This window comes from Streptomyces sp. NPDC031497 (assembly GCF_055580905.1).
In genome coordinates, this window is record NZ_JBVIKO010000037.1 from 58,824 (window position 1) to 80,885 (window position 22,062).

The 22,062-nt window shown below is 73.0% G+C and carries 21 protein-coding genes; 13 read left to right on the plus strand and 8 right to left on the minus strand.

The annotated features are described in order from the left end of the window. Positions 1 to 264 precede the first annotated feature (264 nt). On the plus strand, positions 265 to 2,679 hold the full coding sequence (locus tag ACZ5K7_RS44060) for a SpoIIE family protein phosphatase (protein WP_468923343.1): 2,415 nt from the start codon (positions 265 to 267) through the stop codon (positions 2,677 to 2,679). Positions 2,680 to 2,803: 124 nt separating this feature from the next. Here the strand turns inward: ACZ5K7_RS44060 and ACZ5K7_RS44065 are convergent, their stop codons facing one another. After that, positions 2,804 to 3,202, minus strand: coding sequence for a hypothetical protein (locus ACZ5K7_RS44065; protein ID WP_351709236.1), 399 nt, complete (start codon positions 3,200 to 3,202; stop codon positions 2,804 to 2,806). On the opposite strand from ACZ5K7_RS44065, the gene ACZ5K7_RS44070 reads away from it, so the two are divergent. Beyond that, positions 3,191 to 3,637: an MFS transporter gene (locus ACZ5K7_RS44070; RefSeq protein WP_468923347.1), complete on the plus strand. Its 447-nt coding sequence runs from the start codon at positions 3,191 to 3,193 to the stop codon at positions 3,635 to 3,637. The two genes, ACZ5K7_RS44065 and ACZ5K7_RS44070, sit on opposite strands and share 12 nt — an antisense overlap. 29 nt (positions 3,638 to 3,666) lie before the next feature. On the opposite strand, the gene ACZ5K7_RS44075 is transcribed toward ACZ5K7_RS44070, so the two are convergent. Continuing rightward, on the minus strand, positions 3,667 to 4,281 hold the full coding sequence (locus tag ACZ5K7_RS44075; RefSeq protein ID WP_351709230.1) for a peroxiredoxin-like family protein: 615 nt from the start codon (positions 4,279 to 4,281) through the stop codon (positions 3,667 to 3,669). 71 nt (positions 4,282 to 4,352) lie between these two features. Here ACZ5K7_RS44075 and ACZ5K7_RS44080 point away from each other — a divergent pair, with 71 nt between their 5' ends. Next, a complete protein-coding gene (locus tag ACZ5K7_RS44080) occupies positions 4,353 to 4,994 on the plus strand; it encodes a TetR/AcrR family transcriptional regulator (protein ID WP_468923350.1) in 642 nt (213 codons plus the stop codon). Here ACZ5K7_RS44080 and ACZ5K7_RS44085 read toward each other — a convergent pair. Further along, complete coding sequence (locus ACZ5K7_RS44085; RefSeq protein WP_468923353.1) at positions 4,984 to 5,376, minus strand: nuclear transport factor 2 family protein; 393 nt, start codon at positions 5,374 to 5,376, stop codon at positions 4,984 to 4,986. The genes ACZ5K7_RS44080 and ACZ5K7_RS44085 overlap by 11 nt on opposite strands. A 175-nt stretch (positions 5,377 to 5,551) precedes the next feature. Here ACZ5K7_RS44085 and ACZ5K7_RS44090 point away from each other — a divergent pair, with 175 nt between their 5' ends. Continuing rightward, complete coding sequence (locus ACZ5K7_RS44090) at positions 5,552 to 6,583, plus strand: 2-dehydropantoate 2-reductase (RefSeq protein WP_468923356.1); 1,032 nt, start codon at positions 5,552 to 5,554, stop codon at positions 6,581 to 6,583. A 124-nt stretch (positions 6,584 to 6,707) separates the two neighbouring features. Here ACZ5K7_RS44090 and ACZ5K7_RS44095 read toward each other — a convergent pair whose 3' ends face one another. After that, on the minus strand, positions 6,708 to 8,924 hold the full coding sequence (locus tag ACZ5K7_RS44095) for an MMPL family transporter (RefSeq protein WP_468923359.1): 2,217 nt from the start codon (positions 8,922 to 8,924) through the stop codon (positions 6,708 to 6,710). Between the two features lie 89 nt (positions 8,925 to 9,013). Between ACZ5K7_RS44095 and ACZ5K7_RS44100 the strand changes: the two genes are divergently transcribed. After that, entirely contained in the window at positions 9,014 to 9,748 is a 735-nt protein-coding gene (locus ACZ5K7_RS44100) for a TetR/AcrR family transcriptional regulator (protein WP_468923362.1), read from the plus strand. A 38-nt stretch (positions 9,749 to 9,786) separates the two neighbouring features. On the opposite strand, the gene ACZ5K7_RS44105 is transcribed toward ACZ5K7_RS44100, so the two are convergent. Then, the gene (locus ACZ5K7_RS44105; RefSeq protein WP_468923365.1) at positions 9,787 to 12,567 is read right to left on the minus strand and encodes an AAA family ATPase; all 2,781 of its coding nucleotides are present in this window, start codon (positions 12,565 to 12,567) and stop codon (positions 9,787 to 9,789) included. 394 nt (positions 12,568 to 12,961) lie between these two features. Between ACZ5K7_RS44105 and ACZ5K7_RS44110 the strand changes: the two genes are divergently transcribed. Both ACZ5K7_RS44110 and ACZ5K7_RS44115 read left to right on the plus strand, forming a co-directional pair. Next, on the plus strand, positions 12,962 to 13,834 hold the full coding sequence (locus ACZ5K7_RS44110; protein WP_468923368.1) for an alpha/beta fold hydrolase: 873 nt from the start codon (positions 12,962 to 12,964) through the stop codon (positions 13,832 to 13,834). After that, positions 13,831 to 14,469: an alpha/beta hydrolase gene (locus tag ACZ5K7_RS44115; RefSeq protein ID WP_468923371.1), complete on the plus strand. Its 639-nt coding sequence runs from the start codon at positions 13,831 to 13,833 to the stop codon at positions 14,467 to 14,469. The genes ACZ5K7_RS44110 and ACZ5K7_RS44115 overlap by 4 nt, the downstream gene beginning before the upstream one ends. An 18-nt stretch (positions 14,470 to 14,487) precedes the next feature. Here ACZ5K7_RS44115 and ACZ5K7_RS44120 read toward each other — a convergent pair whose 3' ends face one another. Continuing rightward, a complete protein-coding gene (locus ACZ5K7_RS44120; protein WP_468923374.1) occupies positions 14,488 to 14,931 on the minus strand; it encodes a tautomerase family protein in 444 nt (147 codons plus the stop codon). Beyond that, positions 14,922 to 15,311 carry a hypothetical protein gene (locus tag ACZ5K7_RS44125; protein ID WP_468923377.1) on the minus strand — a complete coding sequence of 130 codons (390 nt, stop codon included), beginning with the start codon at positions 15,309 to 15,311 and terminating at the stop codon, positions 14,922 to 14,924. Before ACZ5K7_RS44125 ends, ACZ5K7_RS44120 begins: the two co-directional genes overlap by 10 nt. 137 nt (positions 15,312 to 15,448) lie before the next feature. Here ACZ5K7_RS44125 and ACZ5K7_RS44130 point away from each other — a divergent pair, with 137 nt between their 5' ends. The 6 genes from ACZ5K7_RS44130 to pip all read left to right on the plus strand — a co-directional run bounded on the left by ACZ5K7_RS44130 (position 15,449) and on the right by pip (position 21,134). After that, the gene (locus ACZ5K7_RS44130; RefSeq protein WP_468923380.1) at positions 15,449 to 16,306 is read left to right on the plus strand and encodes an MBL fold metallo-hydrolase; all 858 of its coding nucleotides are present in this window, start codon (positions 15,449 to 15,451) and stop codon (positions 16,304 to 16,306) included. Between the two features lie 327 nt (positions 16,307 to 16,633). Continuing rightward, positions 16,634 to 16,972: a helix-turn-helix domain-containing protein gene (locus ACZ5K7_RS44135; protein ID WP_468923383.1), complete on the plus strand. Its 339-nt coding sequence runs from the start codon at positions 16,634 to 16,636 to the stop codon at positions 16,970 to 16,972. A gap of 232 nt (positions 16,973 to 17,204) precedes the next feature. Further along, positions 17,205 to 17,408 carry a cold-shock protein gene (locus ACZ5K7_RS44140; RefSeq protein ID WP_031482971.1) on the plus strand — a complete coding sequence of 68 codons (204 nt, stop codon included), beginning with the start codon at positions 17,205 to 17,207 and terminating at the stop codon, positions 17,406 to 17,408. Positions 17,409 to 17,588: 180 nt separating this feature from the next. Next, the gene (locus tag ACZ5K7_RS44145) at positions 17,589 to 19,109 is read left to right on the plus strand and encodes a DEAD/DEAH box helicase (protein WP_468923386.1); all 1,521 of its coding nucleotides are present in this window, start codon (positions 17,589 to 17,591) and stop codon (positions 19,107 to 19,109) included. A 223-nt stretch (positions 19,110 to 19,332) separates the two neighbouring features. Beyond that, entirely contained in the window at positions 19,333 to 19,620 is a 288-nt protein-coding gene (locus ACZ5K7_RS44150; protein ID WP_351696222.1) for an SCO5918 family protein, read from the plus strand. A gap of 548 nt (positions 19,621 to 20,168) precedes the next feature. Next, positions 20,169 to 21,134: a prolyl aminopeptidase gene (pip, locus tag ACZ5K7_RS44155; RefSeq protein WP_468923389.1), complete on the plus strand. Its 966-nt coding sequence runs from the start codon at positions 20,169 to 20,171 to the stop codon at positions 21,132 to 21,134. A 49-nt stretch (positions 21,135 to 21,183) separates the two neighbouring features. Here pip and ACZ5K7_RS44160 read toward each other — a convergent pair whose 3' ends face one another. Continuing rightward, positions 21,184 to 22,053, minus strand: coding sequence for an LLM class flavin-dependent oxidoreductase (locus ACZ5K7_RS44160; RefSeq protein WP_468923392.1), 870 nt, complete (start codon positions 22,051 to 22,053; stop codon positions 21,184 to 21,186). Positions 22,054 to 22,062 lie beyond the last annotated feature (9 nt).

Here is a 22,062-nt window from a genome sequence, read left to right on the forward strand (position 1 = left end):
GATGTGTCGCTGCCGGAGTCCGGTGTCCGGTCGTCACCTGCGTGCACCCGTGGCTTCCCTTCGGCCGGCATCCGTCAGGATCGGACCGCTTTGAGGGGCTTCACGGTAGAGCATCCCCACCGTCGGGGGGACGACTTCGCCCAACCCCGGCCGCCGTGCGCGGTCGCCGCTCCGGGCGTCGGTTGTCGGGCGCACGGCGCGGCGGGATGCTGGGAGCGGGTGCGGGCATCCGGAAAGCCGGGCGCCCGGGCATCCGGAGGCACCATGGAGGGACGTGTACCGGCGGACCTGGCGGTCGTACCGGACGACCTCGCGGTCGTGGTCGACGCCGACGGGGCGGTCCTGGTGTGGAGCGACGGTGCCCGGCGGCTGCTCGGGTACGAACCCGCCGAGATCGTCGGCCGCCCCGCCCAGACCCTGCTCGCCGCCGAGCTGCCCCCGTCCGCGCGCCGGCACATCGCCGCCGCGTACCGCTGGTCCACCGAGGTTGCCCTGCGGCACCGCAACGGCGACCGGGTCGTCGTACGCGTGCAGGGCATCCCGCTGGCGGACGCGGGTGCCCGGCCGCTCTGGCTGGTGAGCGCCGCCGCGCGGACGGCCGTGTCCGGGCACGACCAGCCCGAGGCGGCGGCCCTGTGGGACCTCACGCTCGCCCAGCTGCCCATGCCGGTAGCGATCTACGACCGCGAGGCCCGGCTGGTCGCCGCCAACGAGGTCATGACCCGGATCATGGGCCTGTCCGTGGCGGAGATGCGCGGCCTGACCCTGCCGGAGATCGAGTCCCGCCCGCCCTTCGACGAGTACGACCGTCTCCAGCGGCAGGTCCTGCGCACCGGGCGGACCGTCTTCCACGAGCAGCACGGCCAGGCGCCCGGGGAGACCCGCGAGCACGCCTGGTCGATGTACTTCTCCCCGCTGAAGGACGAGACCGGCACGGTGCAGGGGCTGTCCGCGGTCGTCTTCGACACCACCGAGCAGTACTGGGCCCGCCGCCACCTGGCCGTCCTCAACGACGCCAGCCTGCGCGTCGGCAGCACCCTGGACGTGACCCGGACCGCCGAGGAGCTGGCCGAGGTGGCCGTGGGCGGGTTCGCCGACTACGTCACCGTCGACCTGCTGGAGTCCGTCACCCTCGGCGACGAGCCGGGACCGCTGCGGCCGGGCGAGTCGATCACCGTGCGCCGTACCGCGCAGTGCTCGGTCCTGGCCGGCTGCCCGGAGAAGGTGGCCGAACCGGGCGACCCGGTCCACTACCCGGTGGACACGCCCCCGATGTGGACCCTGCTCGCCGGTCACGGCACCCGCCACCGGCCCGGCGACCCCGGCATGCCGGAGTGGATCGGCGCCTCCCAGGCCCGCGCCGACTCCGTCGCCCGGCACATGATCCACTCGGTGCTGATGGTCCCGCTGCGCGCCCGCGGCGTCACCCTCGGCCTGGTGCACTTCCTCAGGCACCGCACCCCCGAGTCCTTCACCAAGGACGACCAGCGGCTCGCGGAGGAGATCGTCGCGCGGGCCGCGGTGTGCGTGGACAACGCCCGCCGCTACACCCGGGAGCGCCGCACCGCCCTGGCCCTCCAGCGCAGCCTGCTCCCGGGCCGGCCGCCGCCCGGCCTCGAGGCGACCGAGGTGGCCTACCGCTATCTCCCCACGGGTTCCGGCGCGGACGTCGGCGGCGACTGGTTCGACGTGATCCCGCTGTCCGGCGCCCGGGTCGCCCTGGTCGTCGGGGACGTCGTCGGCCACGGCATCCGCGCCTCGGCGACGATGGGCCGCCTGCGGACGGCGGTACGGACGCTCGCGGACGTCGACCTCGCCCCCGACGAGCTCCTCACCCAGCTGGACGACCTCGTCATCAGACTCGCCCGCGAGGAGGACCCGGAGACCACCTCCGGCGAGGTCGGCGCGACCTGCCTGTACGCCGTGTACGACCCGGTCTCCCGCCGCTGCACCCTGGCCCGCGCCGGCCATCCGCCGCCCGTCCTGGTCACCCCCGACGGCGAGGCCCGTCTCCTGGACCTCCCGGCAGGACCGCCGCTCGGCCTCGGTGGCCTGCCCTTCGAGTCCACCGAGGCGGAACTCGCGGAGGGCAGCCTGCTCGCCCTCTACACCGACGGCCTGGTGGAGACCGCCGACCACGACATCGAGGTGGGCCTGGGCCTCCTCCGGCGGGTGCTCGCCACCCCGGCCGCGCCCCTGGAGGAGACCTGTGACCGTGTCCTGCACACGGTGCTGACCGACCGTCCGGCCGACGACATCGTGCTCCTCCTGGCCCGCACCCACGCCCTGGACGCCGGCAAGGTCCGCACCTGGCAGCTCCCGCAGCGCCCGGCGGCGGTCGCCGGGGCCCGCAAGGTGGCCGGCCAGCAGCTGGAGGCGTGGGGTCTGACGGACGCGGCCTTCGCCACGGAGCTGATCGTCAGCGAGCTGGTCACGAACGCCGTCCGCTACGGCGAGGGCCCGATCGCCCTCCGCCTGATCCGCGACACGTCGCTGATCTGCGAGGTCTCCGACGGCAGCAGCACGGCCCCGCACCTGCGCCGGGCACGGGTCTACGACGAGGGCGGCCGGGGTCTGCTCCTGGTCGCCCAGCTCTCCGAACGCTGGGGCAGCCGCCAGACACCGACCGGCAAGACGATCTGGGCGGAACAGCCACTGCCCAGCCCGGCGCTCGCCTGAACAGGGCTGGTGAAGTCCGCCGCGGTTCGGCCGTGCCTCGAAGGGGCGCTGGAAGAACTGCACGACCGGCTACGACGGTGCCGCGGTCGGGCGACGGCCAGGCACGGCACGTCCAGCGGAGCGCTCAGCGAGCGAGGGGAACATCCCGGCGCAGCACGTCGATCACGGCGGAGACGACCGCGGAGGCGACGAAGGTTCCCGCCATGACCAGCCCCACCCCCACCATGAACAGCCCGCTGGCCTCGCCCGACCAGTCGACGTAGGCGGCGAGCGTCAGCCCCGCCGTCGTACCGCCCACGGCGGCCGCGCTGTGCCCCCGGGCGGCCGCCCAGCCGACGGCCACGAGCAGGGTGAGCACGAGCCCGCCGACCTGCCAGGCCTGGTAGGGCCCGCTCGTCGACCCGTCGGCCCGTACGTCGTACTGCTGGTCCCAGCCCAGCCAGGCCGCCCAGGCCGCCGCCGACACCGCGGCCAGGCCGAGCGCCGGCGGCACCACCCGAAGAACCGGCTTGTGAAGTCTCATGCCCTCAGCGTCCCGGCCGGTCCGGGCACCGGACAGAGTGCGGATACTCAGATCGACCCGAGTACGTCCCCGGACCGGCGGGGGTGCGGACCCGGCGGCACGCTGGGCTGTTCGCGTGGGATCGCGGTGTCGCCGGGCCCGCCGCCCGCGTACGGCGGCCGTCCGCCCGCCGAGCTCTACCCGTCCGAGATGCGGACCGCGGGTCATGGCTTCGCCGCCGGCTGCGGAAAACTGGGCGCCGCGCTGGGGACCTTCCTCTTCCCCGTCCTGCTGGCGAGCGTCGGGGAGAGCGCCCTGCTGTACGGGGTGGCCGTCGTCTGCGCTCTGGGCTTCGTGATCACCTTCGCCTTCCGGGTCGAGACCCGCGGCCGCTCCCTCGACGAACTCTCCGGCGCCCAGACGGCCGCGGTCGCGCCACGGCTGACACCGCCCTGAGCCGGCCGTGCCCCGCGTGACGGGTACGGCTACGGCCGTTCGGCGGCCGAGGGATGCGCAGGGGGCGGTGTACGCGCCACGCGGGCGGCCAGTTCCAGGAGTTCGTCGACCGACCACTGGTCGTAGGCGTGCTCGCCGTGCCGGGTGGCGAGGACCTGGCCGCCGGGGGCGACGAGGAAGTCGGCGGGAAGGCCGAGCCGGCCGCCGTGCGGGCTGCTGGAGGGCAGGTGTTCGCGTCCGCGGACGACGTGCCACGCACCGCTCACCACCGCTCGGACGATCGGCCCCCAGGCGCGCGGGTGGAGCAGGGCGCGGGGCGACTGCTCCACGCCGAACTCCCGGTACAGGTGCTTGTCCGGGTCGGCGACGACGGCGAAGGGGAGGTCGGCGGTGTGGGGGCGCAGTTCCTCGGCGGGCGAGTGGAAGACCACGACCTCGCGTACGCCGGCCGCCGCTATCTCGTCGTGCCGTCGTACCACCGAGCGCAGATGCAGATTGCAGACCGGGCATCCGGCGAAGCGCCGGAACTGGAGGTGGATCAGGCGGGCGGGGTCGGGGACGGTGACGAGGTCGCCGGAGACCGTGGTGAGACCGCGCACAGGCACGGTGGAGCCGGGGGTCATCGGACTACGGGGTGTGCGCATGACGGTTCCCCTCTGTAAGCGTACGCTATACGCCTACCAGCGTAAGCGTATGCCGTACGCTGTCAACCGCCATGCCACGACCGCGTTCTCTCACCCCCGACCGGCTCGCCTCGGCCGCTCTCGACGTCATCGACCGCGCGGGGCTCGCCGGACTGTCGATGCGTGCTGTCGCCAAGGAACTCGGCACGAGCACCATGGGGCTCTACCGGTATGTGCGTGACCGCGAGGAACTGGAGAGGTCCGTCGTGGAGCTCGTCCTGGGAGCCGTGGACACGGAGCCGCCGGATCCCGCCGCCGCCTGGCGCGAACGGATCACGGTCCTGATGCGGCGCATGCGCGACGCCGTGGGCGCCCGTCCCGCGGTCGTCCCGCTGATCATCGCCCACCGCCACCACTCCCTCGGGGTGCTGCGCTGGTCGGAGACCGTGCTCGTGGTCCTCGGCGAGACGGGGGTGACGGGAGAGCGGCGGGTCGTCGCCCTGCGCGCCCTGCTCAGCTACCTCATCGGGGCGATCCAGCTGGAACACCTCGGTCCGCTGGCCGGCCCGGGGACGGTGGCCATCTCCGAGTTGTCGCCCGACGCCTTCCCGCACATGGCCGAGACCGCCCGGACCGCCCGGAACGTCGACGCCGACCGGGAGTTCCTGGGAGGGCTCGGCATGCTGCTCGACGGTCTCGGAGGACCCGGCGCCCCCGGCGGTGTCAGCCGTTGATCACACGGTCCACGACCAGGCTGTCGCTGACCTGCTGGAGCTTGACGATCTTGCCGTCGCGGACGGTCCACAGGTGCATGAACCTCGCGTCGGCGCTCGCCCCCCGCCTGCTCACCGTGTGGTAGTGCCCGACGGCGAAGACATGGCCCGCCCCGTCCGCGAAGTACTCCTCGCCCACGGGGTAGAAGGTGTCGAAGTTCTCCATCAGCGGACCGAAGAAGTCCCGGCCCACGCTCTCCGGGCCGTGGTAGACCCGGCCGCCGGGGAAGCCGGGTGTGATGTCCCAGACGAGTTCCGGGTCCATGACCTCCTGGAAGACCTCCGGCGCCACCTTGGACTCGTAGAAACGGCGGACGAGGGCGATGTTCTCGGGTGCGGACATGGCGGGGTGCTCCTCTGACGGAAACTGACGGCGGATCAGGGCCGGGGTCTGTATCAGAGCGTGAGAGCGGCGGGGCCGCGAGGAGAAACGCCGTGCGACGGGTCGCGGGGGGGGCGATCGCCAAGTGGGGGTGAACGTGAGTACGGTTCATCGCGAGCCTTCCGCAGGAGCCCCCATGTCCTCCGTACCCCCCGTGTCCCCGATGCCCGCGCCGCGCTTCGCCGTTCTCGGTGCGGGCACCATCGGCTGTCATCTCGGCGGCCGTCTGAGCGCCGCCGGGTACGACGTGACGCTCATCGGCCGGCCCGCCGCCATGGACGTACTGCGCGAGCGGGGGCTCACCCTCAGCGACTCCGTCCGGCCGGCCGTCCGTCTCCCCCCGGAGCGGCTGACGTTGGCCACCGGCCCTGAGGCCGCGGCCGGCGCCGACTACGTGCTGGTCACCGTGAAGAGCGCCGATACCCGGGCCGCCGCCGAGGACCTCGCCCCTCATCTCGCCCCCGGCGCGGTCGTGGTCAGCTTCCAGAACGGGCTGCGCAACCCCGCCACCCTGCGCGCCGCGCTCCCCGGTCACACCGTGCTGGCCGGGATGGTGCCGTACAACGTGGTGCGGTCCGAGCCGGGCGCGGTGCACCAGGGCATGCCCGGCAGGCTCATGACCGAGCCGGACGACCGGCTCGTCGCCGCCCTCCGTGACGCGCGTCTTTCCGTCGAGGCCCGTACCGACATGGCCGAGGTACAGCACGGCAAGCTGCTGCTGAACCTCAACAACGCGATCAACGCCCTGTCCGGGCTGCCGCTGCGCGACCAGCTCGGCGGGCGGGACTACCGCCGTTGCCTCGCCCTGTGCCAGCGGGAGGCCCTCGCCGCCTACCGCGCCGCCGGGGTCACCCCGGCCCGCCTCGGCCCCACCGCACCCGCCGTCACCCCGTACGTCCTGGGCTTGCCCGACGGCCTCTTCCGGCGGCTGGCGGGGGCGACGCTGCGGATCGACGCCCAGGCCCGCTCCTCGATGTGGGAGGACCTGCAACGCGGCCGCCCCACTGAGATCGACTCCCTTCAGGGCGAGATCGTCGCCCTCGCCGGCGCCCATGGACGGAGCGCGCCCGCGAACGCGCGGCTGGTCGCCCTGGTGCGTGCGGCGGAGTCCGAGCCGCGCACCTGGCCGGGCCCGGAGCTGTACGCCGAACTGCGCGCTCCACGCTGAACGGGCGGTGACGGCAAGGGCCGTGGGGGGGGGGGGGGGGGGTGCCCCCCCTCCCCCCCCCCCCCCCCCCCCCCCTCCCCCCCCCCCCCCCCCCCCCCCCACGGCCCCTCGGCTCGGCGCGCTGTCAGACCTCCGTCGACTCCAGCTCGGCGGCGGCCGCGGGCGCGGGCGCCGGGCCGCCCTCGCTCAGGCCGTACCGGGCGTGGAACCTGCGCAGGAAGCCGGGCGCGTACCAGGCCGAGCGGCCCAGCAGCCGCATCGCCGCGGGCACGAGCACGCCTCGCACGGCGACCGCGTCGATGAGGATCGCGATCCCGCTGCCCAGCCCGAACATCTTCATGAAGCTGATCTCCGAGGTGACGAAGGCGAAGAAGCTCACCGCGAGCAGGCAGGCCGCCGCGGTGACGATCCGGCCGGTGTGGCCGAGGCCGTGCACGACGGCGGACTCCGTGTCCTCGCCCTGGTCGTGGAGTTCCTTGATACGGCTGGTGACGAACACCTCGTAGTCCATGGAGAGTCCGAAGGCGATGCAGAACATCAGCACGGTCATCGACGTCTCCATCGGCATCGCGGTGACACCGAGCAGGGAGGCGAGGTGGCCGTCCTGGAAGATCCAGGTCATCGCGCCGAGGGTGGCGCCCAGGCTGACCATGTTGAGGAGCAGGGCGCGCAGCGGCTGGACCACGCTGCCGGTGAAGAGGAAGAGCAGGACGAAGGTGGTGAGGGCCACTAGGGCCAGGGCGAGCGGGATCCGGCCGCCGACGGAGGCCTTGGAGTCGACCAGGGCGGCGTCCATGCCGCCGACCAGGGGCTGTGAACCGGCGGGCGGTACGACCGCGCGCACGTCCTCGACCAGGCCCTGGGCCGCACTCGACCTCGGCACCAGATCGCTCACCACGTTGAGCCGTTGCGCGTCGGGGCGGCTGAGGGCGGCGCTGCCGGGTCCGGCCGCCGTGGACCGGCCGTCGGTGTAGGTGCCGGCGCCGGTCTCGACGCGGGCGACGCCCTTGAGGGAGGAGAGTTCGGTGGCGTACGAGTCCAGCGCGCTCTTGCTCACCGCCTTGTCGATGACGATGTGGACGGCGCCGCTGTCGTCGCCGTCGAACTTCTCCCGCAGCACCGTGGAGACCTGGCGGCTCTGCGCGTCCTCGGGCAGTACGCGTTCGTCCGGGCTGCCGAGGGTGATGCCCAGCAGCGGGCTCGCCGCGACCAGCAGCACCGCGAGGACGGGCAGCGCGGTGAGCGCGGGCCGCCGCATGACCGTGCCGGCGAGGCGTCCCCACATGGACGTCCCGGTCGGGCGGGGCTTCTTCGTCCACGGCAGCCGGCCGCTGTTGACCCGGTGCCCCAGCACGACGAACAGCGCGGGCATCACGAACAGGGTGCTGACGGCCGCGATGGCGACGACCCCGACGCCGGCGTAGCCGAAGGAGCGCAGGAAGTACTGCGGGAACACCAGCAGCGCGGCAAGCGCGACGGCGACGGTCGCGGAGGAGAAGGCGACGGTACGGCCCGCGGTGCGCACGGTGTGCCGTACGGCGTCCGGCACACTCGCCCCCGTCCCGAGCTGCTCCCGGAACCGGCTGATCATCAGCAGGGCGTAGTCGATGCCCAGGCCGAGCCCCAGTGCGGTGGTCAGGTTGGTGGCGTTGACGGAGACGTCGGTGGCGCTGCCCAGCAGGGCGAGTTCGGCGAACGTGCCCGCGATGGCGACGGTGGCGACGGCCAGCGGCAGCAGGGCCGCGACCACGCTGCCGAAGACGAACAGCAGCAGGACGAGGGTCAGGGGGATGGCGAGGGTCTCGGCGAGGACCAGGTCCTTGGGCACCTGGTTCGACATGTCGTTGCTGACGCCGGCGCCGCCCCCGGCCTCGACGGTGAGCCCGCCCCGGTCCGTGCCGGTGTACTTCTCGATGACGCTCTTGGCGTTCTTCTCCTGCCGGGTCTCGTCGCCCTTCACATGGGCGAGGACGAGGGCCTCGCGGCCGTCCTCGGAGCGCAGGGCGGGGCTGTCGGCGTCCCAGTACGAGATGACGTTGTCAAGGCTCGCCTCCCCCTTGAGTTCCGCCACCAGGGTGCGGGCGCTCCGCTCGACGGCGGGGGTGTCGATCCGGCCCTCGGGAGCGCGGACCAGCAGGACCAGGTCGGTCTCCCCGCCGAACTTCTCGTCGATGGCCCGCGCGGCCCGGGTGGACTGGGAGGCCGGGTCGTCGTAGCCGCCGCCCTTCAGCCTGGTGAACGCGCCGGCGCCGAGGGCGCCCATGAGGGCCACCGCCACGACGGCGACGACGAGTACCAACCGGGCCCGGCGGATGGCCAGTTCGGCTATGCGGTCAAACACGACCGGTCTCCTTTGACAGGGGAAGGGGGCTGACGCCGGGCATGAAACTAACGGGGTATAACAAACTTTGGCAGTGTTAGATTTTCTTCATGCCCCCACAGACAACCGACGCAACGACTCGGCTCTCGCTCCGTGAACGGCGCCGGGCCGTCGCCACCCAGGAGATCCTCGACGCCGCCGAACGCCACATCACCGAACACGGCCCGCAGGCCCTGTCCCTGCGCGCGGTCGCCCGCGACCTCGGCATGACCGTGCAGGCGCTCTACCACTACTTCCCGAGCCGGGACGCCCTGGTCACGGCGATCATCACCAAGGCGTACGACGACCTCGCCGACGCCGTGGGGACCGCCCTGGACACCGCGCCGGACGACCCTGACCTGCCGCGGCTGGTGGTCGCGGCCGAGGGCTACCGCCGCTGGGCCATCGCCCGCCCCGAGCACTTCCAGCTCCTGTACGGCACACCCCTGCGGGACTACGCGGCCCCGGTCGAGGGCCCGACGACCCAGGCGATGCGCCGGATGGGCGCGATCTTCCAGAACGAGTTGTTCGACGGGTGCACCGAGGCCCAGCTCGCCGCCGCGGCGACCCCGGAGCTGTCGCCCGCGCTGCTCGCGCACCTGGACCGGCTGCCGGTCGGCGACATGGGCTATCTGCCGCCCGCCGCGAACGCTCTGCTCATGTGCGCCTGGGGCCAGATGCACGGCCTGGTCGTCCTGGAGGTCTTCGGACACACCTCGCACCTCGGGGACCATCAGGCCGAGATCTTCCGGATGGCGATGCGGAACCTGCTGGACGACATCCGCGGCCGGATCCCCACCGGCTGAACCGGGCGCGGAGACGGCTGTTCCCGGGGGTCGGGGTGCTAGCCGCCGGCCTGTGGCGCGCTCTGCCGGTCGATGAGGGCGCGGAGCTGGTGGCGGCCCGCGATGCCCAGCTTGGGATAGGAGCGGTACAGGTGTGAGGCGACCGTGCGCGGGGACAGGAACAGCCGGTCGGCGATCTCACCGTTGGTCAGGCCGTGTCCGGCGAGGACGACGATCTCACGCTGCTGGGCGGTGAGTCCGTCCAGCGCGCCCGGGGCGGCAGGCGGGGCCTGCACGGGGACACCGCAGGCCCGCAGTTCGGACTCCGCGCGCCGGACCCAGGGCGCGGCGCCCAGGCGGCGGAACGTCTCCAGGGCGGTGGCGAGGACGGGCTTCGCGTCGTTGATGCGGCGGCGCCGGCGCAGCCACTCCCCGTAGTCCAGCTGGAGCTGGGCCCGTTCGAACGGCCAGGCGTCCCCGGCGGGATCGGCCAGCGGCGCCGCGAAGTGGGCCTCGGCGTCGTCGGGTTCGGCGAGCAGCCCGCGGGCCCGGGCGGTGAGTTGTTCCAGGCGCGGGCCGGGCGCGGGCTTCAGCAGGGCCAGCGCGCGCTCCAGCACCGTCCGTGCTTCGAGGTGCCGTTCGCAGCGCGCCCCGGCGGCGGCGAGATCGGCGACGGCGAGATACGAGAAGTGGTGGTGCAGGGGGGTGCCGTCGGCCGCGAAGAGCCGGCCGAGCTGGGCGTAGGCGGTGACGTGGTCGCCCTGGGCCAGTGCGGCGAGCCCGGCCGCCTGCCAGATCCGGGCGGCGAACCCGCGGTACTCGCAGGTGTCCACGGCGGCGCGCACCCGGGCCAGCAGCGGCGCCACCTGCTCGTGGTCGCCGCGCAGGGCCGCCACGAAGGCCGTGGTGAGGTCGGCCGAGCCCGCGACGGTCTCCATCTTGTAGGCCGCGGCGATGTCACCCGCCTCACGGGCGGCGGCGAGCGCGTCGTCCCAGCGCCCGCTGTCGACACACGCCCACTCCAGGGCCGACAGGACCCCGCCGCTCGCACCGCGCACGCCGGGGGCGCGCAGCCGGCTCAGCGCCTCGCGCAGCACCCTGACCGCGATGTCCGTCTCGTCCAGGACCCAGGCCGCGGCGCCGACCGTGCCGGGGTCGAAGAGGGGGCCGTGGGATCCGTCCGTCAGCAGCCGTAGCCGGGGCACGATGTCGGCTCTTTCGCCGAACGGGTCCACGCAGGCCCGGATCCAGAGGCGGTACTCGTCGGCACGGGCGGCGGGCCAGTCCTCGGACCCCTCCCCGAAGTCGAGGGCGTCAAGAGCGTCGAGGGCCGCGCGTGCCTTGGCGCAGACCTCCGGGAGTCCGGTCTGGTGGACGACCGTGGCGGCCATCCAGGTGGCCCGCCAGGCGATGGCGGGCAGCTTCGGGGCGGCCTCGGCGGCGACGGACAGCAGGGTGTCGATCGCGTCGGCGTTGCGGTTGGACCACAGCAGCGACCAGCCGATGTCCAGCCGGGCGGCGATCCGCAGGTCCGGGTCGGCGGTCAGGGTGAGCACCCGGCCCGCCAGCTCCCGCACCCAGTCGGCCTGTCCGGCGGGCAGGGCCAGGTCGGCCGCGGCCAGCAGCCGCCGGGCCCGGTCGGGTTCGGCGGGGCTCAGCTCGGCGGCGCGTTCCAGGGCGCGGGCGGCAGCGGCGGCACCGCCACGGCGTTGCGCCTGGGCCGCGCTGTCCTCAAGGAGCGTGGCCAGCTTCTCGTCGGGTGCCGGGGCCGCGGCGGCCAGGTGCCAGGCGTGCCGGTCGGGCTGGTCGCGGAGCGCGTCGGCGACCAGCCGGTGCGCGGCGGCCCGCTCGGCGAAGGTCGCGGCGTGGTAGACGGCCGACCGGGTCAGCGGATGGGCGAACCGCGGGCCCGGGGTGTCCAGCCGGATCAGGCCCGCCGCTTCCGCCGGGGCGAGCGCGTCGGCGGACAGCCCCGGTATCGCCGTGGTGAGGTCCGGGCTGTCGGCGGCGGCCGCGAGCAGCAGCGCGGACCGGGTCGCCGGGGGCAGGGTGGCGTACTGGGCGGCCATGATCGCGGTGAGCTGCCCGGTCAGCGGCAGCGGCTCGGCGGTCCAGCGGTTCGCCGCGTCGGGATCCGCGGCGATCATCCTGGCCAGCTCGATCAGGGCCAGCGGATTGCCGGCCGCCTGCGCGAGCACCTGTTCGCGCAGCCGTCCGTGCGGCGGACACGGCTGGGCGTCCAGGAGCAGGCCCGCGTCCGCCCGGGTCAGCGGCCGTAGCAGCAGCTGGGGCAGGTCCCGTTCGAAACCGGCGGGGGGTACGGGCCCGCGCACACCGGCGAGCAGCACGAGCCGCTCCGACTCCAGCCGGCGGGCGGTGAAGGCGAGCGCGTCGAGCGAGGCACGGTCCAGCCACTGCGTGTCGTCGACGACGACCAGCAGCGGCCGCTCGTCGGACAGCTCGGACAGCAGGGTGAGGACGGCGATCCCGGTGAGCAGCGGGTCGGGCGGCGCGGGATCGGCGGAGAGCCCGAACGCACCGCGCAGCGCCTCCGCCTGCCGGGGCGGCAGTCCGGCCACCCGGTCCAGCACCGGGCGCAGCAGCTGGTGCAGTCCGGCGAACGCCAGGTCCCGCTCCGACTCCCGGCCGGTGGTCGCGAGCACCCGCGTCCCGGCCGCCCCGGCCGCCCGCGCGGCCTCGGCCAGGAGGGCGGTCTTGCCCAGGCCCGGATCGCCCACCAGCAGCAGAACGTGGCTCTCCTCGTGGGGCGGGGCGACCAGCTCCCGCAACCGGGACAACTCCGCACGCCGCCCGACCACGGTCGTGCCCCTGCCGGTCATCGCGGAAACGCCACCCTCACCCGGCCCAATATAGGCCGCACACAGCCGAGGTGATCCGCTACGCGGAAAGCAGGGTGCGGGGCGGGGGCGAGGCCGGCCGTGGGCAGTCGGGGCGCGGGTAAGGGACGGCCGCTGCGGACCTCGGGGAGCCCAAGGACGCCGCGCGGGCGCGGAAACGCGGGGAGCCCAGAGACAATCCCCCTCGCGGGCGTTGAAACGCGGGAAGCCCAGGGACGATCCCCCTCGCGGGCGCGGGAACGCGGGCGCCTGAACTGTGCGGCGGGCCCGCGGGGACGGCGGTACCGGCGAGCCGACCGCGCCTTGCCGGCGGGCCGGGCCCGGTGCAGTCAACATGCGGATTCCGTCGCTTCGCCACGGCTGATTCGCTCGGGTCATGACGCTCAGCTCGTACTCAGCCCTGCCCAACCAGCGGGTCACGGCCATGAACGGCATCGCCTACGCCTACCGCGACACCGGCCCCGCGGACGGCGACGACACCGGTGTGCCGCTGGTCCTTCTCCAGCACTTCCGCGGCAACCTCGACAACTGGGACCCCGCGCTGATCGACGCGCTGACACCGGCCCGGCGTGTCATCACCTTCGACAACACCGGCGTCGGCGGATCCTCGGGTACGACGCCGAACACCGTGGAACAGATGGCCCACGACGCCATCGCCTTCGTCGAGGCACTGGACCTCGGCGGCCAGGTCGACGTCCTTGGCTTCTCCCTGGGCAGCTTCGTCGCCCAGCAGATCGCCCTGACCAGGCCGGAGCTCGTCAGAAGGCTGGTTCTCGCCTCGTCGGCACCGCAGGGCGCCGCCGGCATGCACGGCTGGGCGCCCGAGGTGATCGGGGCCATCGGCGAACCCGAGACCAGCCCGGAGGACTACCTGAGCGTCTTCTTCACCCCGTCCCCGGCCGGCCTGCAGGCCGGCGGCCAGGCCGCACGGCGGATCTACGGCGCCCGCGGCACGGACCGGGACGCGGCGACCAGCTGGGCGACCCGCCAGGCGCAGTACGACGCGGTGTGCACCTGGGGCATCCCCGACCACACGAAGCTCCAGCGGCTCGGCGGTCTGACCATGCCCGTGTTCGTGGCGAACGGCGACAGCGACCCGATGATCCTGCCGCACTACTCCCACCTGCTCGCCGGTCTGATCCCGCGGGCCCGCGTGAAGATCTACCCCGACGCGGCGCACGGCTTCCTCTTCCAGCACCACGCCGAGTTCGCCGCGGACGTCGACGCCTTCCTCGGCGGCCCCCGATGACCCGCACGCACATGGTCGTCCTGCCCGGCGGCGGATACGCCGAGCACGCCGCGCACGAGGCCGAGCCGGTCGTCGGGTGGCTCGACGGGATCGGCGTACGGGCGAGCGTGTTCCGCTATCCGCTGCACGCCCGCCATCCGCGACCGCTGAACGCGCTGCGCGCCGAGATCCGCCGGCTGCGGGCGGCCGGCGCACAGCGGGTCGGGCTCATCGGGTTCTCCGCGGGAGGCCATCTGGCCGGGCTTGCCGCCCTCGCGCCGGGCGCCGCCGCGGAGGAGACGGTGGACTTCGCGGTGCTCGGGTACGCCATCACCTCGATGGAGACGGAGACCTACCGCCCCGCCCGGCTGATCCTCCTCGGCGCGGACGCGAGCGCCGCACTGCGCCGGTCGACCTCGCTGGACGCACTGGTCACGCCCGACGCGCCGCCGTTCTTCGTCTGGCACACCGCCGAGGACCCCTACGTGCCCGCCGACCACACCTACCGCCTGGCCTCGGCACTGGCGGCCGGCCAGGTCCCGCACACCGTGCACGTGTTCGCCCACGGCCCGCACAGCCTCGGCCTCGCCCGGGACGCCGGGGAGGCCGCGATCTGGACCACGCTGGCCGAGGCCTGGATCCGCGAACAGGCGTGAGTGCCGGATCCTACCGCCTCACCGGTCCCCGGCCGCCGCCTGCAACTCCGCGATCTGCCGACGGGCCGCGGCGATGAGTTCGTCGTTGGTGTGGGCGTGTCCGGCCAGCCCCCATCCTCCGGGCACGGCCTCGGTCAGCAGCACCCAGGTGCGGTCCGCGAGGGTCGGGTCGGCGGCGGCGTCCGCGATCATGTCGGTGAACCGGCGCACCACCGCGAGCTGCTTGTCACGGTCGAGCGCGCCCGCGTTGGTCAGCACCTGCACGCGGACGTGGTGCGAGGCGCCGTCGACGTCCGACAGGTCGCCGGCCGGCAGCTCATGGACGAACGCGGCGGTGTTCTGGCGGAACATCGGGATGTCCGGGACCTCCTCGATGGCCATCAGCGTCGCGGCGAGGTCCCGGGCGAGCTGATGCTTGTCCGTGAACGTGCCGGTCGTGGCATACACGTCGATCATCGGCATGGCGTACTCCTTCTGTCCTGCTCCACGCCGAGGCGCCGCAGGTCGTTCTCCAGTTGCCCGACCGGATCGTTGTCCCGCGGCTGGAACTTCGTGGTGACCGACACCTTGCCGCGCGGTCCGCCGCTGTCGCGGAGGGCACGGCCGACGCTTGCCTCGTCGCCGCAGGCCTGAGCCGTGTCGACGGGCCGGTGACCGGCGTCGGGGGCCCAGCGCACCGCGTCGGCGCAGGCACGTCCGCCGGGCACCTGCCAGACGCCGGGACCGAGCACCGGCAGCCGGTTCCCGTCCGCCGGCGGGCGCGTGCCACCGCCGGTGTGTCCGCGTTCGGGTTCATGACCACCAGCATCCGACAGCGGACCGCGGGGTGGTATCAGCAACATGACTGCACCCGCCGGCATCCGCCACACCGAGCGCGACCAGCGACACGCCAGGCGGTGCAGTCACCGTGCGGGCGGCGGTGGGCGGTGCAGTCAACATGCGGATACGGCGTGGCCGTTTCGGGGTCGATCATGTGGTGATGAGCCTTGACTTCGACGTGTTCGTAGTGGGTCCCAAGCCGATCCCGAGTGCGGTGCCGGGATTCGAGGAGGCGGTGGGGCCGGCGACCTGGCCGCCGAGCACCTCGACCCTGATCAGTGACGACGAGGGCGCCCTGCTGGTCGACTGCCTGATCACCGTGCGGGAGGGGCGGGAGCTGGCCGAGTGGGTGAGGTCCCACGACCGCGAGCCCGACCACGTCTACATCACCCATCCGCACGCCGACCACTTCCTCGGGCTGCAGGAGATCCTCACGGCGTTCCCGCGGGCCAGGCCGGTGGCCCTGGCGGACTCCGTCCCCGCGATGCGGGAGCAGATCTCGCCGGACTATCTGAAGGTCTGGGGCGGTTTCTTCCCCGGTGGGCTGACCGGCGAGCCCGTCGCGCCCGGCCCCCTGGCGGGCACCACGATCCCGGTCGGAGCCGCGACGGCCACGGTGATCCCGGTCGGCACCACCGACACCGGGCACTCCAGCGTCGTCCACGTCCCCGAGCTGAGCCTGGTCGTCTCCGGTGACGTCGTCTACAACCTGACCCACATGTGGCTGGCGGGCTCCACCCCCGAGTCCCGGGCCGACTGGGCGCGGGCGCTGGACACCGTCGCGGCGCTGGCGGCCGACACCCTGATCGCCGGCCACCGCGACCCCTCGGCCCCCGACGACGACGCCCGTCGCCAGCTCGACGAGAGCCGCCGCTACCTGGCCGACTTCGAGGCGGCGCTGGCACGCAGCTCCGCGCCGGCCGAGCTGATCGACCGGCTGACGGCCGCCTACCCCGACCTCGCCAACCCCTACACCCTGTGGGTCGCCGCCTACGACCTGCTCGGCACCGGAGCCTGACCCGGCCGACGGGGACGGATCACCGACGTCGGCATCCTGCCCGCCGTCCGGATCCCGACGATCCGGTGGCCGCGCGTGAACCCACCGCCGCGCGGCCCCGCCGTCGCGGCACGGGCGGTACGCCGAACGGACTGATCATGCGCCGGGCGGGGGCCGACCACCCCACGGTGCAAAGGCTCGACGGCAAACAGAAATCTGTCACGGCGGAGCCACATCTCCGAGGCTGCCGGAGTTAGGGTTGCCGTGTGACGCGGATGGCGCCGAATCCCTCGGAGACGGCGCCAGGCCCGCCCGGGTCCCCCGCCGCGTCCCCGAAACGAAGGTGTCATGCCCGCTGAGAACGCCCCTGTCGCCGACAACCTCGACGATGACGACTACCCCGCCTACACCATGGGACGGGCCGCCGCCGTTCTCGGTACAACGCCCGCCTTCCTCCGGTCCGTCGGCGAGACCGGACTGATCGCCCCCCGGCGTTCGGAAGGAGGTCACCGCAGGTACTCCCGCCGTCAGCTGCGCATCGCCGCGCGCGCCCGGGAGCTGGTCGACCAGGGCACCCCCGTCGAGGCCGCGTGCCGGATCATCTCCCTGGAGAACCAGCTCGCGGACGCCCTGCGGCTGAACCAGGAGACAGGCCGGAAGCTCGACGAAGGCGGCACGGATATCTAGTCCCGCCAGTACAGAAATATGGGCGACCGCGGCACTAGAATTACCGTGCGGCTCCGAAAACACATGGCCGCTTACAGCCCACCTGTGTTAGCGTGATAGCAGTTGCAGTTTTGGTTGCCAGAGAAATTTTTTCTTTGTAAAGCTTTCCGGATCATTCCGGAGGGGTGATCATCGCGGCGACTCGGCTTCGTAAAGTGCGGAGTCCGGCACTGCCCCTCAAGGGAGATTCAATATGGCATCTGGCACCGTGAAGTGGTTCAACGCGGAAAAGGGCTTCGGCTTCATCGAGCAGGAGGGTGGCGGCCCCGACGTCTTCGCCCACTACTCGAACATCGCCACCCAGGGCTTCCGCGAGCTTCAGGAAGGCCAGAAGGTGACCTTCGACGTCACGCAGGGCCAGAAGGGCCCGCAGGCCGAGAACATCGTTCCCGCCTGAAGCTGACGCGAACCGTGGCGAGCCACTAGCTCGCACGATTTGAGGCTGGGGCCCGCGCTCTTGGGGTGCGGGCCCCAGCTTTTCTCTGTTTTTCTCCGGCTCATTCTTGTGATTCCTCGCGCGGTTAACCCGTCCGCCGGCCGGAATTCCTCGATACGCCGCATCGAGGAAGGTTCCTTCTTGAACCGCACCCGCCGCACTGGCGGCAGTTCCGGTCACCACCGCACGGACCGCACCACCACCCGCTCCACAGGCTCCACCCCCGGCAGCCGCTTCCGTTCACAGGGATCGGGCCACCAGGGCCCCCGGCAGGGCACCGGGCGCAAGGGCGGCCAACGCTCCGCCCCCGGCCGCCAGGAGTTCGCGCTGCCGGTCACGCTCACCGAGCCGCTGCCCGCCGTCGAGACGTTCGCCGAACTGGACATGCCCGAACGGCTGCTGTCCGCCCTCCGCACCGAAGGCGTGACCGTCCCCTTCCCGATCCAGGCGGCCACCCTGCCGAACGCGCTGGCCGGCCGGGACGTCCTGGGCCGGGGCCGCACCGGCTCGGGCAAGACGCTCGCCTTCGGCCTGCCGCTGCTGGCCCGCCTGGACGGGCAGCGCGCCCAGCCCAAGCAGCCGCTCGCCCTCATCCTCGTGCCCACCCGCGAGCTGGCCCAGCAGGTCACCGACGCGCTCACCCCCTACGCCCGCGCCCTGCGGCTGCGGCTCGCCACCGTGGTCGGCGGCATGTCGATCGGCCGCCAGATCAGCGATCTGCGGGCCGGCGCCGAGGTCGTGGTCGCGACCCCCGGCCGCCTCCGGGACCTCATCGAGCGAGACGCCTGCCGGGTGGACCAGGTCAACATCACCGTCCTCGACGAGGCCGACCAGATGGCCGACATGGGCTTCATGCCGCAGGTGACCGCGCTCCTCGACCAAGTCCCCGACCGCGGCCAGCGGTTGCTGTTCTCGGCCACCCTCGACCGGAACATCGACCTCCTGGTGCGCCGCTACCTCCACGACCCCGTCGTGCACTCGGTCGACCCGTCCGCGGGCGCGGTCACCACCATGGAGCACCACCTGCTGCATGTGCGCGACGCCGACAAGGAGACCGCCGCCACCGAGATCGCCGCCCGGGACGGACGCGTGCTGATGTTCCTGGACACCAAGCACGCGGTGGACCGGCTCGCCAAGCGGCTGCTCGCCGTCGGCGTGCGGGCCTCGGCCCTGCACGGCGGCAAGTCCCAGTCGCAGCGCACCCGGACCCTCGCCCAGTTCAAGGACGGCCACGTCTCGGTCCTCGTCGCCACCAACGTCGCCGCCCGCGGTATCCACGTCGACGGTCTCGACCTCGTCGTCAACGTCGACCCGCCCGCCGACCACAAGGACTACCTGCACCGTGGCGGCCGCACCGCCCGCGCCGGCGAGACCGGCACCGTCGTCACCCTCGTCCTGCCGCACCAACGGCGGGCCGTGGACCGCCTGATGACGGACGCCGGGATCACCGCGCAAGCCGTCCAGGTCCGTCCCGGTGAGGCCGAACTGCATCGCATCACCGGCGCCCGCACCCCCTCGGGTGTGCCCGTCACCGTGACCGCACCGACCGCCGACACGCCACGCGAGGGCACGCGCTCCGCCGGCCGCGGCCGGGGCCGTGGCCGCGGAGGCCGGTCGTCGGCCGCCCGAACACGCCGTACCACCTCAAGGTCCGACTCGTAACCGGAGGAGGACCAGCACACCGCCGGAGCACGAGGATGCGCTCCCGGCGGACAGGCCGAGCCGACGCCCGTCCCGTTCTCCCCGACGCCGGACCGCACCCCGGACGTGTCCCCCGTGATCGACGAACACGGACACACCCCGGGCGTTCTCGCCCGCATCCCCTGACCGCCGTCCGAACCCCCGTCCCCACCGCGCCCCGCGGTCGCCCACTGAGGAGGCATCCATGCGTGTTGTCATCGCCCGTTTCCCCTTCGACCTGACGAAGAGCGAGGTCGAACAGTCGATGAGCAGCCACACGCCCGAACCCGTCACCGGTGTCGGCGTGACCATCGACGGCCGCGTCTACCCCGTGATGCAGGTCGGCGAAGTGATCACCCGGCAGAACCGCCGTGACTTCACGTCGCTCGAAATGCGCCGCGCACTGACCCGCCTCGGCTTCACCTGCCATGACCCGCGCCCGGTCACGCCGCCCCGGGAGGCGCGAGCCGACGAGGACGCCCTCGGCTGGTGACACCTTCCGGGCGACCGCGAGTACTGCGCGGTTCGCGGGTTGGAAAGCCTCAGGCGTGGCACCCGGCTCTTGAGCGGACCGGACTCCGGTAGAAGCGGCCGACGGTTCAGCAGCGAGCCGCGCACCGCACAATCCCGGTACGGCCCGCTCGGCCGGTTGTCGTCGCGGAGCTGCCCGGCGACAACCGGTACGACAGGCATGGCCGGCAACCGCCAGGACACGCCCGGCCGAAACGGCGGGTACGGCGCTCCCGCGAGCCGCCCTTACGACACGCCTGGCGCACGGCGGGTGCGGCCTGCCCGGCGAACGGCCCATGTGCGTGCGCGGCGACGCCGACCGAAACCGCGGCCCTCTGGCCCGGCGTTTCCTCTCTTCTCCCGCCCGTGACGGCCTTCTCCCGCCCGTGACGGCCTTCTCCCGCCCGTGACGGCCTTCTCCCGTCCGTGGCGACGAATGCCCGAACCAGTGCTCCGGCTCCTCGCGATGTCCCCGGCCAACTCCGGTGTGGAATAGGGCTGTTCCCGCACAGCCTTGGAGGGGAGATCATCATGCCCGAGCAGTTCCCGCCCATCGAGCCGTATGCCCATGGGCTCCTCGACGTCGGTGACGGCCAGCGGATCTACTGGGAGACCGCCGGCAACCCGGAGGGGAAGCCCGCCCTGTGCGTGCACGGCGGTCCCGGCAGCGGCGGGGGCCGCCGCAACCGCAGGCTGTTCGACCCCGAGGTCTACCGGATCGTCCTCTTCGATCAGCGCGGCTGCGGTGAGAGCCGGCCGCACGCCTCCGACCCCGCCGTCAGCCTCGCCCACAACACCACCGACCATCTCGTCGCCGACATGGAGCGGCTGCGGGAACACCTCGGCGTCGAGAGCTGGCTCCTCTACGGTGGCTCCTGGGGCTCCACGCTCATCCTCGCCTACGCCGAACGCCACCCGGAGCGGGTCTCCGGAATCGTCATCGCCGGTGTCACCATGACCCGCCCGGAGGAGACCGACTGGCTCTACCACGGCGTCGGCCGCCTGCTGCCCGGCCCCTGGGAGGCCTTCCGCGACGCCCTGCCCGCCGCGGACCGCGCCGGCAACCTCGTCACCGCCTACAACAGGCTGCTGAACAGTCCCGACGACGCGATCCGGGTCAAGGCGGCCCGTGACTGGTGCACCTGGGAGGACGCCGTCATCGCCCACGAGGTACTGGGCAGGCCCGGCGCCTACAGCGACCGGCCCGACGACTCGCTGATGGCCTTCGTCCGGATCTGCGCGCACTACTTCGCCCATGACGCCTGGCTGAAGGACGGCCAACTACTCCAGGACGCCCACCGGTTGGCGGGAATCCCGGGGGTGCTGATCCATGGCCGGCTCGACCTGGGCAGCCCGCTCAAGACCGCGTGGGAGCTGGCCAAAGCCTGGCCGGACGCGGAGCTGAAGGTGATCGACGACTCCGGCCACACCGGCAGTCCCGCGATGAGCGAGGCGGTCCTGACGGCGATCGCACGGTTCGGTGAGGGGAGCGGGTGAGGAGAGGTGAGGAGAGGGGGACGGGGGCTACGCCTCTTGCCCGTAGGTGTCAGGCCTCCTTGCTGATGAGTTCGTCCGCCACCCAGCGCGCGACTCCCTCCGGATACGGGGCCGGCAGGCCCAGGACGATGTGCCGGAAGCCGGCGCCGAGCGCCTCGGCGATCGCGGTGCGGGTCGTCTCCGGGTGGTCGTAGGAGACGGGGAGATGGATGGAGCGGGTGATCTCGGCGGGGTCGCGGCCGATCTCCGCGCAGTAGCGGTCGAGGAGGGCGCTGCGGCTGACGCAGTCCTCGATGTCGCCGCCCGGGATGTTCCAGAGGTCGGCGTGTTCGGCGGCCACCCGGAGGGTCGCCGCCGAGCGGCCGCCGATCAGGATCGGGGGATGGGGGCGCTGGACGGGCTTGGGATTGGCGAAGGCCCCGGTGAGCTGGTGGTGGCTGCCGTGGAAGTCGAAGGGTTCGGCGGCCGTCCACAGACGGCGGATCAGGGCGCAGGCCTCGGCAAGGCTCTCGACTGCCTGCGCGGGAGGGGTGAAGGGCAGGCCGTGTGCCGGATACTCGCGGCGGGCCTCGGGCGGATGCGGGCGTGAGCCGACACCGATGCCGAAGTCGAGCCGGCCGCCGGAGACGACGTCGACGGTCGTGGCGATCTTCGCGAGTATCGCGGGCGGCCGGAAACGGTTGCTGGTCACCAGGAGACCGAGGCGCAGGCGTCGCGTCTGGGCGGCCAGGGCTGACAGCAGCGTCCAGCCCTCGTAGATCGGCCCGTCGGGATCGCCGCCGATCGGCATGAGGTGGTCGAACAGCCAGGCGTGCTCGATCTCGGGGATCCCGTCCGCCTCCCGCCAGACCCGCAGGACGTCGTCGTACGACACCTGCATGGGGGCGGTCATGATCCCGAAGCGGGGTTCCGTGGTCATCGTGGTGCT